Genomic DNA, 16,041 nt, shown 5'->3' with positions numbered 1-16,041 from the left:
GCACCTGGAGTAATCAATGGTCATCGTGACCCACAACGGCAAGTTCCATGCGGACGACGCATGGGCGGTCGCCGTCCTGCATATCCTGTTCCCTGAAGCGGACATCGTCCGGACCCGCGACAGCGCGATCATCGAGGCGGCCGACTTCGTGGTCGACGTCGGCGGCATCTGGGATCCGGCCACGGGCCGCTTCGACCACCACCAGAAAGGCTTCGAGGGCGCGCGCGCCAGCGGCGTGCCCTATGCCAGCGCGGGCCTGGTCTGGCGCGAATTCGGCGGGCGCTGCGTCGCCGCGCTGGCTGCCGCCCACACCGGCCACCAGATGGATGCCGACACGGCCCAGCAGCTGGCCTATGCCATCGACAGCGACATCGTCCAGTACCTCGATTTGTCGGATGTGGGCGCGGCCAAGAATGCGCCTGGCGGCTACGGCATGTCGGCGGTGGTCTCGGGCTATAACCCGAACTGGATGGACGAGCAGCGGCTGGGCTACGGGACCGAGGCGGAGGCCTATCGCCTGTTTCAATTCCGCAAGGCGATGGCCTTCCTGGCCGATGTGATGACGAATGCAGTCAAATACCGGGTCGGCGCCACCCTGGCACTGGCCCAGGTGCGCCAGGCCGAGCCGATGGAAGGTGGCCGCCTGCTGTTCTTGAAAAATGCCGCGCTGCCCTGGACCTCGGTGGTGCGCAAGGAAATGCCGAAGGTATTGTTTGTGCTCAGCCACAGTTTGTCGGAAGACCGCTACATGCTGCACACGGTCCCGGCCACGACCGATACCTTCGACGCTCGGGCCGACTTGCCGGAACCATGGGCCGGCCTGCGCGACGCGGAACTGGCGGCGGTGACCGGCGTGCCGGACGCCAAGTTCTGTCATAACGGCCGGTTTATTGCGGCTGCGAAATCGTTTGAAGGCGCATACGCCATGGCCAGGCAGGCGCTGCAGGCAGTGGACGCGGGCTTGACGCCGATCTTCGACGCGAAAGATATGCGGGCTTCAGTGCCAGTTTGAGTTAGGTAAGGCACTGTCGCAGCGCAGCAGAAGGACTATCTTGGGCTCATGGCAAAGATAGTTTCAATGAGAAAGCTGTATGCGATGCAACGCATGTCGGCTGCCCTCAACCGGGCATCGGCGGCGCGGCCCTTCGGTCCGGACACCGACCGGGCGCTGCGCTGGGCCGCGGCCTGGGGCATGTCGGCCGGCATCCGCACCCAGCATACCCGCCTGCGGCTGCGCCGCGATACCTTGCTTGGCGTCTGCCACGAGATTCATCGCTGAGCGCCTTGGGTCGAGCTCATAGTCCATCGCTATCGGGCCGATAGAAATAAACAAGTGCCGTCTATCTTGCTCTGTTAGATGCACAACAGTGTGCACAGCCCCGACAGGGCTATGTTGTTCGTTGGTCATTCCCCATAACGAATAATAGCGAGGCACAGATGGCTAAGAGCAAGAACGCGAAAGGATCGGTAGCGGGCGCCGGTTCGATCATGAGCACCATGGCAGGTCCGTCGGATCCGACGCCGCCAACTACCCTGGGATCGAAGGATCCCGTCAGCCAACGCCTGCTGGAAAAACAGGTCGCCGGCCAGCAGCTGGCAGCCGACATGCCCTTCAACCCGAACAAGCCGGACGAATACGGCGACGCGGCCCGCACGCCCGAGCCGGGCGCCACGGCCAAGCCGTCGACGCCCAGCGCGACCGGCAGCACCAGCACCGAGATCGTCCAGTCCGACAAGGTCGGCGACGGCCAGCCGCCGATCGGCGAGAACCCGGGCAATGACCCGCTCGACCGCGTGCGCGTCGACGCCAGCGACCGCCACCTGACCACCAACCAGGGCGTTCCGGTCGCCGACAACCAGCATTCGCTGAAGATCGGCCTGCGCGGCCCGACCGCGCTGGAAGACTTCATCCTGCGCGAAAAGATCACCCATTTCGACCACGAGCGCATTCCCGAGCGCGTGGTGCATGCACGCGGCTCGGCCGCGCACGGCTTCTTCGAGGCCTATGAGGACCTGAGCGCTGTGACCCGCGCCGCACCGTTCAAGGCCAAGGGCAAGCGTACCCCTGTGTTCGTGCGCTTCTCGACCGTCGCCGGCGAACGCGGTTCGACCGACGTGGCGCGCGACGTGCGCGGCTTCGCGGTCAAGTTCTATACCGACGAAGGCAACTGGGACCTGGTGGGCAACAACATCCCCGTCTTTTTCATCCAGGACGCGATGAAATTCCCCGACCTGGTGCATGCCGTCAAGCCGGAGCCGCACCACGGCATGCCGCAGGCGGCCAGCGCCCACGACACCTTCTGGGACTTCGCCTCGCTCTCGCCCGAGATCGCGCACATGCTGATGTGGGTGATGTCGGACCGCGCGATCCCGCGCAGCTACCGCACCATGCAGGGCTTCGGCGTGCACACCTTCCGCCTGATCAATGCGCAGGGCGAATCGCAGTTCTGCAAATTCCACTGGACGCCGCTGGCCGGCACCCACTCGCTGGTCTGGGACGAAGCGGTCAAGATTTCCGGTGCCGACCCTGACTTCCACCGCCGCGACCTGTGGGAGGCCATCGAGGCCGGCAACTTCCCGGAATGGGAGCTGGGCCTGCAGATCTTCAGCGAGGAGCAGTCGCAGAGTTTTGGCTTCGACATCCTCGACGCCACCAAGCTGATTCCGGAAGAACTGGTGCCGGTGCAGAAGGTCGGGCGCATGGTGCTGGACCGTAATCCCGACAACTTCTTTGCCGAGACCGAGCAGGTTGCCTTCTGCACCGCCCACATCATTCCCGGCATCGATTTTTCGAACGATCCGCTGCTGCAGGGCCGCATCCACTCCTATCTCGACACCCAGCTCTCGCGCCTGGGCGGCCCGAACTTCCACGAAATCCCGATCAACGCGCCGATCGTGCAGGTCCAGAACAACCAGCGCGACGGCATGCACCGCCAGGCCATCCACCGCGGCCGCGTATCCTACGAGCCGAATTCGCTGGCCGGCGGCTGCCCGTTCCAGGCCGGCAGCAAGGGCTTCACCAGCTTCCCGGAACGCGTGGCCGAAGACAAGGTGCGCGGCAAGCCGGAACTCTTCGCCGACCACTATTCGCAGGCGCGCCTGTTCTACCAGAGCCAGGCGCCTAGCGAGCAGGCCCACATCGCGAACGCCTTCCGCTTCGAGCTGACGCGCGTGCAGACGGTGGCGATCCGCCTGCGCATGCTGGCGCTGCTGGCGAATGTCGACGACGGCCTGGTGGCGAAAGTGGCTGAGGGCCTGGGCTTGGAAGTGCCGGAGCCGCTGCCGCTGGCGACCGACGCGCCGATCCCGACCTACCCGCCATCGCCGCCGCTGTCGCTCCTGAGCCGCGCCGGCATCACGGGAGTGCGCACCCGCCGCGTCGCGATCTTCGTGGCGCCGGGCGTCGATGGCGCGCAAGTGCAGTCGGTCTACGCCAGCCTGGTGCTCGATGGCGCGGTGCCGCGGCTGGTGGGCAATATGCTGGGCAAGGTCAAGGCAGCGGATGGTTCGACGCTGGATGTCGAGGTGTCGCTCGAGGCCGGGCCGTCGGTGCTGTATGACGGCTTGATCGTGCCGGATGGCGCTGCGGCGGTCGAGGCGCTGGCGCGCAACGCCCACGCGATCGACTTCGTGCGCGAGCAGTACCGCCACTGCAAGCCGATCCTGGTGCTGGGCGCGGGTGAGGGCCTGCTGGACAAGGCGATGGTGCCGAAGGTGCTGCCGGATGGCTCGGCCGATCCTGGCCTGCTGATTGGCGATGCCGCCGGTGCAGATGCGGCGCTGGATAAATTCAAGCTGGCGCTGGCCGGGCACCGGGCGTTTGCGCGGGAGACGGATCCGCCGATGGTGTGAACCTGAGGGTCTGATGGAGACGCCAGCTTCGTGCTTAACGCTGGCTATTTAGAGCCGTCGGTTACTCGTAGGGTGGGCGGGTCTCCCGCCCGCGCGTTCAAATTCCAGTGCTGCAGCCCGTGCGGCTGTTTACATTGCAACTATCACCGCGTGGGCGTTCGTAATTCCGGGCATTGCCCGAAATTACCCCGCCCACGCTACGGTTCTCACTAAGTGACCCGGATTCAGCTTCGTGCTGGCGTTTCTGTTAATCTAACCCCCTGGCCCAAATTCTTTGGTCGATACGTCGGACGACGCCAGGCTTCCGCCGGTCGACGAGGGCCACCTCCATGATCTCCAGGCGCAAACTCAATCACTTCAGCGCAGGACTGCTCGACACCTTCATCACCCGCTACAACGACTACGAAGGCTATTGGGCCTTCGGCGTCCTGTACCGCGAAGTGCAGGCCTCGGCAAACCGCATGCAGCTCGACCTGCTGGCCGCGACCGCGCAGCCGGAAGCGCCCGCCGCGTGCAGCGTCGCGCGCACCTACGCGCGCTACCTGCACCAGGCAATCGCCAAGCTCGGGGTGCGACTGGAGGAGCTGGAGTCGGCGAGCATGGTGATCGAATTCGGCCTGCCACCGGTTCCCCGGAACCCGAACCTGGTCCAGGTCGGCGACCCATTCACCTGTACCTTACACGTCGTGACCCGCGACGGCCGCAGGGCGACACGGCAGAAGCTTGCCCAATGCATGCGCGTGGATGAATTCCGGGGTAGTCGAAGCACCCGTTATACCGGGTAAGCCGGGACGCGCGCAGCAAACACCTTTTTTCCACCTCCCGTACAATTGCGGTTTTTTCAACACGGGAGCAGCCATGCGCGCCATTGAAATCACCCAGCCGGGCAAGCCCGAAGTCCTGCAGCTGTGCGAACGTCCGGTGCCGGTACCAAAGGCGGGCGAAGTGCTGATCAGGGTGCACGCGGCCGGCATCAACCGTCCCGACGTGCTGCAGCGCCTGGGGAAATACCCGGTGCCGCCGGGTGCCTCCGACTTGCCGGGCCTGGAAGTGGCCGGCGAAATCGTCGACGGCGACTACGCCGCAGCTGGCTTCAAGAAGGGCGACATGGTCTGCGCGCTGGTGCAGGGCGGCGGTTACGCCGAATACTGCACGGCGCCCGCCGAGCAGTGCCTGCCGATCCCGGACGGCCTGAGCCCGCTCGAAGCCGCCTCGCTGCCCGAGACTTTTTTTACCGTTTGGACAAATATTTTCGACCGCGCGCAACTGGCGCCGGGCGAGACCCTGCTGGTGCAGGGCGGTACCTCGGGCATCGGCGTCACCGCGATCCAGCTCGCCACCGCGCTGGGCCACCGCGTGTTCGCCACTGCCGGTTCGGATGAAAAATGCCGTGCCTGCGAAGCGCTGGGCGCCGAACGCGGCATCAATTACCGCACGGAAGACTTTACCGCCGTCGTGAAGGAGCTGACGGGCGGGAAGGGGGTCGACGTGATCCTCGACATGGTCGCCGGCGACTACCTCCCGCGCGAGATCGACTGCCTGGCCGACGACGGCCGCATCGCCCTGATCGCGCTGCTCGGCGGCGCCAAGGCCGAGATCGACCTGGGCCAGGTGCTGCGCCGCCGCCTGCACATCAGCGGCTCGACCCTGCGTCCGCGCCCGGTTGCCTTCAAGGCGGCGATCGCGCGCAACTTGCGGCAGCAGGTCTGGCCACTGTTCGCGCAAGGCAGGCTCAAGCCGGTGATTTACCGGACCTTCCCGCTGGTGCAGGCGGCGGAAGCGCACACGCTGATGGAGTCCAGCACCCACGTCGGCAAGATCGTGCTGGAAGTGATCTAAGCGATTGAATCAAAAAGGGAAGTGGTGGTCCGGCAGGGCGCGAAAAGAAGCTGAGCCATTGTTTGACCGCCACATATTCGACCGCTAGAATAGCGGGTTATTTAACTGTGGACTCGTATGCGTTCCAAACTCGTCGTAGGTAACTGGAAGATGAACGGCAGCCGTGAAGCCAATGCGCTGCTGCTGACCGGCATTCTCGCCGGACTGGCCAATGCCAAAGCTGCCGCCGCGGTATGCGTGCCGGCGCCTTACCTGTACCAGTGCCACGACCTGTTGCAAGGCAGCGAGCTGGCCTGGGGCGCGCAGGACGTGTCCTGCCAGCCTAGCGGCGCCTACACGGGCGAAGTCTGCGCCTCGATGCTGCAGGATTTCGGCTGCCGCTACGTCATCGTCGGCCATTCGGAGCGCCGCGCCTACCACGGCGAATCGAGCGAACTGGTGGCAAAGAAGACCAAGGCCCTGATCGAAGCCGGCATGACCCCGATCGTCTGCGTCGGCGAAACGCTCGAGCAGCGCGAAGCAGGGCAGACCATGGAAGTGGTCAATGAGCAGCTCGGCGCCGTGCTGGACAAGATCGGTCCGGATGCCTTGGCGAGCATCGTGCTGGCCTATGAGCCGGTGTGGGCGATCGGCACCGGCAAGACCGCCACCCCGGAAATGGCCCAGCAAGTGCACGCCGGCCTGCGCGAAAAGCTGCGCGCATGCAACGCGGCAAGCGCAGAAAAGGTATTGGTGCTGTACGGCGGCAGCATGAAGCCGGATAATGCGGCGGACCTGATGGCGCAGCCGGACATCGATGGCGGCCTGATCGGCGGCGCAGCCCTGAAGGCGGCGGATTTCCTCGCGATCATCCACGCAGCAAAGTAATCCAGCACTACCGCACTACAGAATTACCGCATTTAATCGTTGTTAACTTGGAAATGGAATTGCAATGAACACCCTGTTTAATCTGGTTATTGTCGTGCAGGTTATTTCGGCCCTGGCCATTATCGGCCTGGTGCTGGTCCAGCACGGCAAGGGCGCCGACATGGGCGCGGCCTTCGGTTCGGGCGCCTCGGGCAGCCTGTTCGGTGCGTCGGGCTCGTCGAACTTCCTGTCGAAGTCGACCGCCGTCGCCGCCGCCATCTTCTTCGCCTCGACCCTGGCGCTGGCGTATTTCAGCAACAACCGCACCGCCGGTCCGGACGGCGGCGTGATGGAGCGCGTCACGGTGCCGTCGTCGAAGGCGCCGGCTACCGGCATCCCGAGCGACATCCCGGGCGCCGGCCCGAACGCCGGCGCGACCACGGTCGTGCCGGCCAACGACATCCCGCAGACCCCGGGCGTCGCCATCCCGGCCGCACCTGGCCAGGCTGCTCCTGCACCGGCTGCCCCAGCCGCTGCGACCCCGGTTGCACCGGCTCCGGCCCCGGCCACCAAGTAATTCCTCGTTCTTTCGTCGCACGGGCGCCGCACGCCCGTTTGCGATTAGCGGTAGAATGCGGCTCGCTGTCAGTAGCGCGGGCCGGATTTATACGCAGCCCGGCCAGAATTAGTACTGAATGCCTTTGATTGGCTGTAAAGCTTAATCGTCAACATTAAATTGTTGAGAAATTGCGTAAATTCCTTGTGATAGCGCAATTTGTGCATTGAAAAGTAGTGCTAAAGCAGGGTAAAATACTGGTCTCCAGCCGACGTGGTGAAATTGGTAGACACGCTATCTTGAGGGGGTAGTGGCGCAAGCTGTGCGAGTTCGAGTCTCGCCGTCGGCACCAAGATACAAAGAAGCCAGCAAGGGCGCAACGAGCAAACGCTCTCCTGCCTGAGCTGGCTTTTTTTACGATTCGTATCGTCCTGGTGGAAGGTTCTGGCCAGGCAGTACGGTTCGGCGCTGCAGCCCTGCAGTGTTTCATTAACCGATCGTTCAATACAGGCTTCATCGTGAACCTCGAAAATTATTTCCCCGTCCTTCTCTTTATTCTGATTGGCGTCGGCGTTGGCGTCGCTCCGCAGGTGCTTGGCCGCCTGCTCGGCCCGCACCGTCCGGATGCCGCCAAGCTGTCCCCGTATGAATGCGGCTTCGAGGCCTTCGAAGACGCGCGCATGAAGTTCGACGTCCGGTACTACCTGGTCGCGATCCTGTTTATTTTGTTTGATCTGGAAACGGCATTCTTCTTCCCATGGGGCGTCTCGATGCGCGAACTCGGCTGGACCGGTTTCGTCACGATGATGGTCTTCATCGCAGAATTCGTGGTCGGATTCTGGTACATCTGGAAGAAAGGTGCCCTTGATTGGGAATAAGCCATGGCAATTGAAGGCGTATTAAACGAAGGTTTCATTACCACCACAGCCGATAAGCTGATCAACTGGGCGCGCACCGGGTCGATGTTCCCGATGACGTTCGGCCTGGCCTGCTGCGCGGTCGAGATGATGCATGTGGGCGCAGCCCGCTACGATCTCGACCGTTTTGGCATTGTGTTCCGCCCATCGCCGCGCCAGTCGGACGTCATGATCGTCGCCGGCACGCTGTGCAACAAGATGGCTCCCGCGCTGCGCAAGGTGTACGACCAGATGGCCGAGCCGCGCTGGGTGATCTCGATGGGTTCCTGCGCCAACGGCGGCGGCTACTACCACTACTCGTATTCGGTGGTGCGCGGCTGCGACCGCATCGTCCCCGTCGACGTCTACGTGCCGGGCTGCCCGCCGACTGCGGAAGCCCTGCTGTACGGCATCATGCAGCTGCAGAACAAGATCAAGCGCACCAATACCATCGCGCGCTAAGAACAGCCCCATCACCATGACGACTAAACTCGAATCCCTTGAACTCGCCCTGAAAAATGCTCTGGGCGAGGGCGCTGCCATTAGTTCCGCGCTGGGCGAAGTAACTGTGGTGGTCAAGGCCGCCGACTACCTTGCATCGATGCAGGCGCTGCGCGACACGCCGGCCCTCGCATTCGAACAGCTGATCGACCTGTGCGGCGTGGACTACTCGCAGTACGGCGAAGGCACCTGGGACGGCGCGCGCTTCGCGGTCGTCTCGCACCTGCTGTCGATCAAGCACAACTGGCGCGTGCGCGTGCGCGTGTTCTGCCTTGATGACGACATGCCGATCGTCGAATCGGTCACCGGCATCTGGCGCGCCGCCAACTGGTACGAGCGCGAAGCCTTCGACCTGTTCGGCATCCTGTTCGACGGCCACGGCGACCTGCGCCGCATCCTGACCGACTACGGCTTCATCGGCCACCCGTTCCGCAAGGACTTCCCGATTACGGGCTATGTCGAAATGCGCTACGACCCTGAACAGAAACGCGTGATCTACCAACCGGTAACGATCGAACCGCGCGAGAACATCCCGCGCGTGATCCGCGAAGAAACCTACGGGACGAAATAATGGCTGAGCTTAAGAATTACACCCTGAACTTTGGTCCGCAGCACCCGGCAGCGCACGGCGTGCTGCGCCTGGTGCTGGAGCTGGACGGCGAAGTGATCCAGCGCGCCGACCCGCATATCGGCCTGCTGCACCGCGGCACCGAGAAGCTGTGCGAAACCCGCACCTACCTGCAGTCGGTGCCCTACATGGACCGCCTCGACTACGTGTCGATGATGTGCAACGAGCACGGCTATGTGCTGGCAGTGGAAAAGCTGCTGGGCGTGGAAGCGCCGGTGCGCGCGCAATACATCCGCGTCATGTTCGACGAGATCACCCGCATCCTGAACCACCTGATGTGGCTGGGCGCGCACGCGCTCGACATCGGTGCGATGGGTCCTTTCCTGTACGCCTTCCGCGACCGCGAAGACCTGTTCGACGTGTACGAAGCGGTGTCGGGCGCGCGCATGCACGCGGCCTACTACCGCCCGGGCGGCGTCTACCGCGACCTGCCGGACCGCATGCCGCAGCACAAGGAATCGCCGATCCGTTCGCGCAAGGCCATCGACGCCCTGAACCAGGACCGCCAGGGTTCGGTGCTCGACTTCATCGAAGCCTTCACCAAGCGCTTCGACGGCTACGTGGACGAGTACGAAACCCTGCTGACCGATAACCGTATCTGGAAGCAGCGTACGGTCGGCATCGGCGTGGTCTCGCCCGACGATGCGAAGGCCATGGGCTTTACCGGCGCCATGCTGCGCGGCTCGGGCGTGGCCTGGGACCTGCGCAAGCAGCAGCCGTATGCCGTCTATGACAAGATGGACTTCGACATCCCGATCGGCACCAACGGCGACTCCTACGACCGCTACCTGGTGCGCATGGAAGAGATGCGCCAGTCGAACCGCATCATCAAGCAGTGCGTGGCCTGGCTGCGCACCAATGCCGGTCCGGTGATGATCGACAACCACAAGATCGTGCCGCCGAACCGGATGGACATGAAGTCCAACATGGAATCGCTGATCCACCACTTCAAGCTGTTCACCGAAGGCTTCCACGTGCCGGAAGGCGAGGCGTATGCCGCGGTCGAGCACCCGAAGGGCGAATTCGGCATCTATATCGTGTCGGACGGCGCCAACAAGCCGTACCGCCTGAAGATCCGTACCCCTGACTACGCCCACCTGCAGAGCCTGGACGAAATGGCGCGCGGCCACATGATCGCCGACGCCGTGACCATCATCGGCACCCAGGACATCGTGTTCGGCAGTATCGACAGGTAAGAGGACAAAGAACTATGTTATCGCAGCAGTGCTACCAAAAAATCGATCGCGAGCTGGCCAAGTATCCGGCCGATCAACGCCAGTCGGCCGTGATGGCTTCGCTGGCCCACGCCCAGGTCGAACTGGGCTGGCTGGCGCCAGAGACCATGCAGGAAATCGCCGACTACATCGGCATGCCGGCGATCGCCGTGCAGGAGGTCGCGACCTTCTACAACATGTACAACATCAAGCCGGTCGGCCAGCACAAGATCACTGTGTGCACCAACCTGCCATGCGCACTGTCGGGCGGCGAACGCGCCGCCAACCGCATCAAGGATGCGCTGGGCATTGGCTTCCGCGACACCACCGCTGACGGCAAGTTCACGCTGCTGGAAGGCGAGTGCATGGGCGCCTGCGGCGACGCGCCGGTGATGCTGGTGAATAACCACCAGATGTGCTCGTTCATGAGCGACGAGAAGATCGACGCCCTGCTTGAGGAACTGAACAAATGACCAGCCTGCACGACCGTCACATCAATCCGCTGATCCTCAAGGACCTCAACGGCGAGAACTGGCACCTGGCCGACTACGTGAAACGTGGCGGCTATTCGGCGCTGCGCCGCATCATCGAAGAAGGCATCTCGCCGGAACAGATCATCGCCGACCTGAAGGCCTCCGGCCTGCGCGGCCGCGGCGGCGCCGGTTTCCCGACCGGCCTGAAGTGGAGCTTCATGCCGCGCCAGTACCCTGGCCAGAAATACCTCGTCTGCAATACCGACGAAGGCGAGCCGGGTACCTTCAAGGACCGCGACATCATCCGCTATAACCCGCACGCGCTGATCGAAGGCATGGCCATCGGCGCCTACGCGATGGGCATCACCGTGGGCTACAACTATATCCACGGCGAGATCTTCGCGGAATACCTGCGCTTCGAAGAAGCGCTGGAAGAGGCGCGCGCCGCCGGCTTCCTGGGCGATAACATCATGGGGTCAAGCTTCAGCTTCCAGCTGCACGCGCACCACGGCTATGGCGCCTATATCTGCGGCGAAGAAACCGCGCTGCTCGAGTCGCTCGAGGGCAAGAAGGGCCAGCCGCGCTTCAAGCCGCCGTTCCCGGCCTCGTTCGGCCTGTACGGCAAGCCGACCACGATCAACAACACCGAGACCTTCGCAGCGGTCCCGTTCCTGCTGAACATTGGCGCCGAGAACTACATGGCGCTGGGCAAGCCGAACAACGGCGGCACCAAGATCTTCTCGATCTCGGGCGACGTCGAGCGTCCGGGCAATTACGAAGTCCCGCTGGGCACCCCGTTCGCCAAGCTGATGGAGCTGGCCGGCGGCATGCGCGGCGGCAAGAAGATCAAGGCCGTGATTCCTGGCGGTTCGTCGGCGCCGGTCGTGCGCGGCGAAGTCATGATGGACACCGACCTCGACTACGATTCGATCGCGAAAGCCGGCTCGATGCTGGGCTCGGGCGCCGTGATCGTCATGGACGAAACCCGCTGCATGGTCAAGTCGCTGCTGCGCCTCTCGTATTTCTATTACGAAGAGTCCTGCGGCCAGTGCACGCCTTGCCGTGAAGGCACCGGCTGGATGTACCGCATGGTGCACCGCATTGAAAACGGCAAGGGCCGTCCGGAAGACATGGACCTGCTGAACAACATCGCCTTCAACATCAAGGGCCGCACGATTTGCGCCCTGGGTGACGCAGCCGCGATGCCAGTAGAAGCGATGATCAAGAACTTCCGCGAGGAATTCGAATATCACATCGAGCACAAGCACTGTCTCGTGCCCGCATACCTTTAAACCAGGTCAGGTAACGATCAAATGGTTGAAATTGAATTAGACGGCAAGAAAGTCGAAGTCGCACCAGGTTCCATGGTGATGGACGCCGCAAACAAACTCGGAACTTACATTCCGCACTTCTGCTATCACAAGAAATTGTCGATCGCAGCGAACTGCCGCATGTGCCTGGTCGAAGTGGAAAAGGCGCCGAAACCGATGCCTGCTTGCGCCACGCCAGTGTCGCCCGGCATGATCGTGCGCACCCACAGCGACAAGGCTGTGCAGGCGCAGAAGTCGGTGATGGAATTCCTCTTGATTAACCACCCGCTGGATTGCCCGATCTGCGACCAGGGCGGCGAATGCCAGCTGCAAGACCTCGCGGTCGGCTACGGCAAGAGCAATTCGCGCTACGACGAAGAAAAGCGCGTGGTGGCCCCGAAAGAGGCCGGCCCGCTGATCTCGATGGAAGAGATGGCGCGCTGCATCCAGTGCACCCGCTGCGTGCGTTTCGGCCAGGAAGTGGCCGGCGTCATGGAATTCGGCATGGTCGGCCGTGGCGAGCACTCGGAAATCACGACTTTCGTCGGCAAGACCGTCGACTCGGAAGTGTCGGGCAACATGATCGATTTGTGCCCGGTCGGCGCGCTCACCAGCAAGCCATTCCGCTACACGGCCAGGCCTTGGGAGCTGTCGCGCCGCAAGTCGATCGCGCCGCACGATTCGCTCGGCACCAACCTGATCGTCCAGGTCAAGGGCGGCAAGGTCATGCGCGTGCTGCCGCTGGAAAACGAGGCCATCAACGAATGCTGGATTTCGGATAAAGACCGCTTCTCGTACGAGGCGCTGGACAATGCCGACCGCCTGGTCAACCCGATGATCAAGCAGGGCGGCGTGTGGCAGGAAACCGACTGGCAGACCGCGCTCGAATACGTGGCCCACGGCCTGCGCAACATCCGTCACGAGCACGGCGCCGACAGCGTCGCCGCCGTCGCCACCGCGCACTCGACCGTCGAAGAACTCTACCTGCTGAACAAGGCGATGCGCGGCTTTGGCTCCGACAACGTCGAATTCCGCCTGCGCCAGAGCGATTTCTCGCTGGACGGCCAGGTCACGCCATGGCTGGGCATGCCGATCACCGGCATCTCGCAGCTCAAGCGCGTGCTCGTCATCGGCTCCTTCCTGCGCAAGGATCACCCGCTGGTCACGACCCGCCTGCGCACCGCCGTCAAGGGCGGTGCCAAGCTTTCGCTGCTGCAGGGCGCGGACGACGACCTCCTGATGCCGGTCGCTAACAAGCTGATCGCTGCGCCAGGCGAGTGGCTCGCTGCCTTGTCGGAAGTGGTTTCGGCTGTGGCCGGCGCCAAAGGTATTGCTGCACCATCGGGCTTCGAAAACGTGCAGGCCGGCGATGCCGCCAAGGCCATCGCCGCTTCGCTGACCGGCACCGATGCGCCAGGCGCTGTCTTCCTCGGCAACGCCGCCTCGCACCACCCGCAGGCTTCGAAGATCCACGCCGCTGCGCAATGGATCGCCGAGCAGACCGGCTGCAGCTTCGGCTCGCTGGTCGAGGCCGCCAACACGGTCGGCGGCTACCTGGTGGGCGCCACCGGCAAGGGCGAAGCTGCCTTTGCCACGCCGAAGAAAGCCTATGTGCTGCTGCACGCGGAGCCGGAGCTGGATGCGGCCAATCCGCAGCAAGCCCGCGCCGCCCTGGATGGCGCCGAGATGGTCGTCGCCATGTCGTCCTTCAAGCACGGCATGGACTTCGCCGACGTGCTGCTGCCGGTCTCGCCATTCAGCGAAACCGCCGGTACCTTCGTCAACTGCGAAGGCCGTGCACAAAGCTTCAACGGCACCGTCAAGCCGCTCGGCGAAACCCGCCCGGCCTGGAAAGTGCTGCGCGTGCTCGGCAACCTGCTGGGCCTCACCGGCTTCGATTACGACACTTCGGAATCGATCCGCGACGAAGCGCTGGGCAAGGGCGTCACCGATCACTCGGGCAAGCTGAACAACGTGGCCAAGCTGGCGCCGTCGACCGGCAGCTATGCCGCCGCCGGCCAGCTCGAGCGCGTCACCGACGTGCCGATCTATTTCACCGACGCGCTGTCGCGCCGTTCGGAGCCGCTGCAGCGCACCGCCGACGCGAATGCGCCGCTGGTGTCGCTGTCGAAGGCGGTGGCCGAGCAGCTGGGCGTGGTCGCGGGTGACCGCGTGCGCGTCTCGCAGGGTTCGGGCAGCGCCGTGCTGGTCGCCAACGTGGATGCACGCCTGCCGTCGAACGCAGTGCGCGTCGCCGCCGGCCACCCTGCGGTCGCCACCCTCGGTGCGATGTTTGGTGAAATCAATGTAGAAAAAGCAGGGGAGGGCAAGTAATGGCACAGCCCGGTTATATCGATAGTTTTTACGAGTTCGGCGCCGCCAGCCCGATCGCACCGGTCTGGCCAGTGATCTGGACCGTGATCAAGATCCTGTGCGTGCTGTTGCCGCTGATGGGCCTGGTTGCCTACGCCACCCTGTGGGAACGCAAGCTGATCGGCTGGATCCAGATCCGCGTCGGCCCGAACCGCGTGGGCCCTGGCGGCCTGCTGCAGCCGATCGCCGATGCGCTCAAGCTGCTGCTCAAAGAGATCGTGATCCCGACCAAGGCCACCACCAGCCTGTTCGTGATCGGCCCGGTCATGACCATCATGCCGGCGCTGGCCGCCTGGTCGGTGGTCCCGTTCGGTCCGGGCGCGGCCCTGGCCAACGTGAATGCCGGCCTGCTGCTACTGCTGGCGATTACCTCGATGGAAGTCTACGGCATCATCATCGCCGGCTGGGCCTCGAACTCGAAGTACTCGTTCATGGGCGCGATGCGCGCCTCGGCCCAGATGATCTCCTACGAAATCCCGATGGGCTTCGTGATGGTCGTGGTGCTGATGGTGTCGGGCAGCCTGAACTTCTCGGACATCGTGCTTGGGCAGCAGGTCGGTACTTTCGCCGGCATGGGCCTGAACTTCCTGTCGTGGAACTGGCTGCCGCTGTTCCCGCTGTTCGTGATCTATTTCGTCTCCGGCCTGGCCGAGTGCAACCGCCACCCGTTCGACGTGGTGGAAGGCGAGTCGGAAATCGTCGCCGGCCACATGGTCGAGTATTCGGGCATGTCCTACGCGATGTTCATGCTGGCGGAATACGCCAACATGATCCTGATCGCCACGCTGGCCGCGATCATGTTCCTGGGTGGCTGGTCGGCGCCGTTCGCCTTCCTGGAGTTTGGCGCGATTGGTGGCTTCTTCTGGCTGTTCGCGAAGATGTTCATCCTGGTCTCGCTGATGATCTGGGTCCGCGGCACCTTCCCGCGCTACCGCTATGACCAGATCATGCGCCTGGGCTGGAAAGTATTCATTCCGCTGACCCTGATCTGGCTCGTTCTCGTCGCAGGCTGGATGCAGACGCCGTGGAACATCTGGAAGTAAGAGAGAAAAATGAATCGAGTGAAAGAAATCCTCGGCAGCCTCATGCTGACCGAACTCTTCAAGGGCCTGGCCCTGACCGGCAAGTATGCGCTGTCGCGCAAGATCACGGTCCAGTACCCTGAAGAGAAGACGCCGATGTCGAACCGCTTCCGCGGCCTGCACGCGCTGCGCCGCTACCCCAACGGGGAAGAGCGCTGCATCGCCTGCAAGCTGTGCGAGGCAGTCTGCCCGGCCATGGCCATCACGATCGAGTCGGCGCAGCGCGAGGACGGCACCCGCCGCACCACGCGCTACGACATCGACCTGACCAAGTGCATCTTCTGCGGCTTCTGCGAAGAGTCCTGCCCGGTCGACTCCATCGTCGAAACCCACGTGCTGGAATACCACGGCGAAAAGCGCGGCGATCTCTATTACACCAAAGAGATGCTGCTGGCCGTGGGCGACCGCTACGAAGCCGACATCGCCGCCGCCCGCGAGGCGGACGCGAAGTACCGTTAATAAGAAGAGGCT

16 protein-coding genes and 1 tRNA gene are annotated in these 16,041 nt (G+C 63.5%); all 17 read left to right on the top strand.

The annotated features are described in order from the left end of the window. Positions 1–16 precede the first annotated feature (16 nt). The 17 genes from HGB41_RS04155 to nuoI all read left to right on the top strand — a co-directional run bounded on the left by HGB41_RS04155 (position 17) and on the right by nuoI (position 16,029). Positions 17–1,012, top strand: a complete 996-nt coding sequence (locus HGB41_RS04155) for an MYG1 family protein (protein WP_171081332.1) — start codon at positions 17–19, stop codon at positions 1,010–1,012. Between the two features lie 66 nt (positions 1,013–1,078). Next, the gene (locus HGB41_RS04150) at positions 1,079–1,279 is read left to right on the top strand and encodes a hypothetical protein (RefSeq protein ID WP_171081330.1); all 201 of its coding nucleotides are present in this window, start codon (positions 1,079–1,081) and stop codon (positions 1,277–1,279) included. Positions 1,280–1,437: 158 nt separating this feature from the next. Beyond that, a complete protein-coding gene (locus tag HGB41_RS04145; protein ID WP_171081328.1) occupies positions 1,438–3,852 on the top strand; it encodes a catalase in 2,415 nt (804 codons plus the stop codon). Positions 3,853–4,181: 329 nt separating this feature from the next. Next, positions 4,182–4,637, top strand: coding sequence for a hypothetical protein (locus tag HGB41_RS04140; RefSeq protein WP_171081325.1), 456 nt, complete (start codon positions 4,182–4,184; stop codon positions 4,635–4,637). 73 nt (positions 4,638–4,710) lie between these two features. Further along, positions 4,711–5,691: an NAD(P)H-quinone oxidoreductase gene (locus tag HGB41_RS04135; RefSeq protein ID WP_171081318.1), complete on the top strand. Its 981-nt coding sequence runs from the start codon at positions 4,711–4,713 to the stop codon at positions 5,689–5,691. 117 nt (positions 5,692–5,808) lie between these two features. Then, a complete protein-coding gene (tpiA, locus tag HGB41_RS04130; RefSeq protein WP_171081316.1) occupies positions 5,809–6,558 on the top strand; it encodes a triose-phosphate isomerase in 750 nt (249 codons plus the stop codon). 64 nt (positions 6,559–6,622) lie between these two features. Then, positions 6,623–7,114: a preprotein translocase subunit SecG gene (gene secG / locus HGB41_RS04125; RefSeq protein WP_171081314.1), complete on the top strand. Its 492-nt coding sequence runs from the start codon at positions 6,623–6,625 to the stop codon at positions 7,112–7,114. Positions 7,115–7,360: 246 nt separating this feature from the next. Next, positions 7,361–7,445: transfer RNA gene (locus HGB41_RS04120), tRNA-Leu, on the top strand. Positions 7,446–7,611: 166 nt separating this feature from the next. Then, the gene (locus HGB41_RS04115; protein ID WP_026354735.1) at positions 7,612–7,971 is read left to right on the top strand and encodes an NADH-quinone oxidoreductase subunit A; all 360 of its coding nucleotides are present in this window, start codon (positions 7,612–7,614) and stop codon (positions 7,969–7,971) included. Between the two features lie 3 nt (positions 7,972–7,974). After that, a complete protein-coding gene (locus tag HGB41_RS04110; protein WP_020654624.1) occupies positions 7,975–8,451 on the top strand; it encodes a NuoB/complex I 20 kDa subunit family protein in 477 nt (158 codons plus the stop codon). Between the two features lie 16 nt (positions 8,452–8,467). Continuing rightward, positions 8,468–9,061 carry an NADH-quinone oxidoreductase subunit C gene (locus HGB41_RS04105; RefSeq protein WP_171081312.1) on the top strand — a complete coding sequence of 198 codons (594 nt, stop codon included), beginning with the start codon at positions 8,468–8,470 and terminating at the stop codon, positions 9,059–9,061. After that, positions 9,061–10,314 carry an NADH-quinone oxidoreductase subunit D gene (locus HGB41_RS04100; protein WP_171081309.1) on the top strand — a complete coding sequence of 418 codons (1,254 nt, stop codon included), beginning with the start codon at positions 9,061–9,063 and terminating at the stop codon, positions 10,312–10,314. The genes HGB41_RS04105 and HGB41_RS04100 overlap by 1 nt, the downstream gene beginning before the upstream one ends. A 14-nt stretch (positions 10,315–10,328) precedes the next feature. Next, on the top strand, positions 10,329–10,805 hold the full coding sequence (gene nuoE / locus HGB41_RS04095) for an NADH-quinone oxidoreductase subunit NuoE (protein ID WP_171081307.1): 477 nt from the start codon (positions 10,329–10,331) through the stop codon (positions 10,803–10,805). Next, the gene (gene nuoF, locus HGB41_RS04090; RefSeq protein ID WP_171081305.1) at positions 10,802–12,097 is read left to right on the top strand and encodes an NADH-quinone oxidoreductase subunit NuoF; all 1,296 of its coding nucleotides are present in this window, start codon (positions 10,802–10,804) and stop codon (positions 12,095–12,097) included. Before nuoE ends, nuoF begins: the two co-directional genes overlap by 4 nt. A gap of 21 nt (positions 12,098–12,118) precedes the next feature. After that, the gene (gene nuoG / locus HGB41_RS04085) at positions 12,119–14,449 is read left to right on the top strand and encodes an NADH-quinone oxidoreductase subunit NuoG (RefSeq protein ID WP_171081302.1); all 2,331 of its coding nucleotides are present in this window, start codon (positions 12,119–12,121) and stop codon (positions 14,447–14,449) included. Further along, on the top strand, positions 14,449–15,531 hold the full coding sequence (nuoH, locus tag HGB41_RS04080; RefSeq protein ID WP_171081301.1) for an NADH-quinone oxidoreductase subunit NuoH: 1,083 nt from the start codon (positions 14,449–14,451) through the stop codon (positions 15,529–15,531). The genes nuoG and nuoH overlap by 1 nt, the downstream gene beginning before the upstream one ends. 9 nt (positions 15,532–15,540) lie before the next feature. After that, the gene (nuoI, locus tag HGB41_RS04075) at positions 15,541–16,029 is read left to right on the top strand and encodes an NADH-quinone oxidoreductase subunit NuoI (protein ID WP_171081299.1); all 489 of its coding nucleotides are present in this window, start codon (positions 15,541–15,543) and stop codon (positions 16,027–16,029) included. Positions 16,030–16,041: the final 12 nt, after the last annotated feature.

Source organism: Telluria aromaticivorans (genome assembly GCF_013003915.1).
GTDB classification, from domain to species: Bacteria; Pseudomonadota; Gammaproteobacteria; order Burkholderiales; family Burkholderiaceae_D; genus Telluria; species Telluria aromaticivorans.
This window is presented reverse-complemented; position numbering and strand designations above follow the sequence as displayed.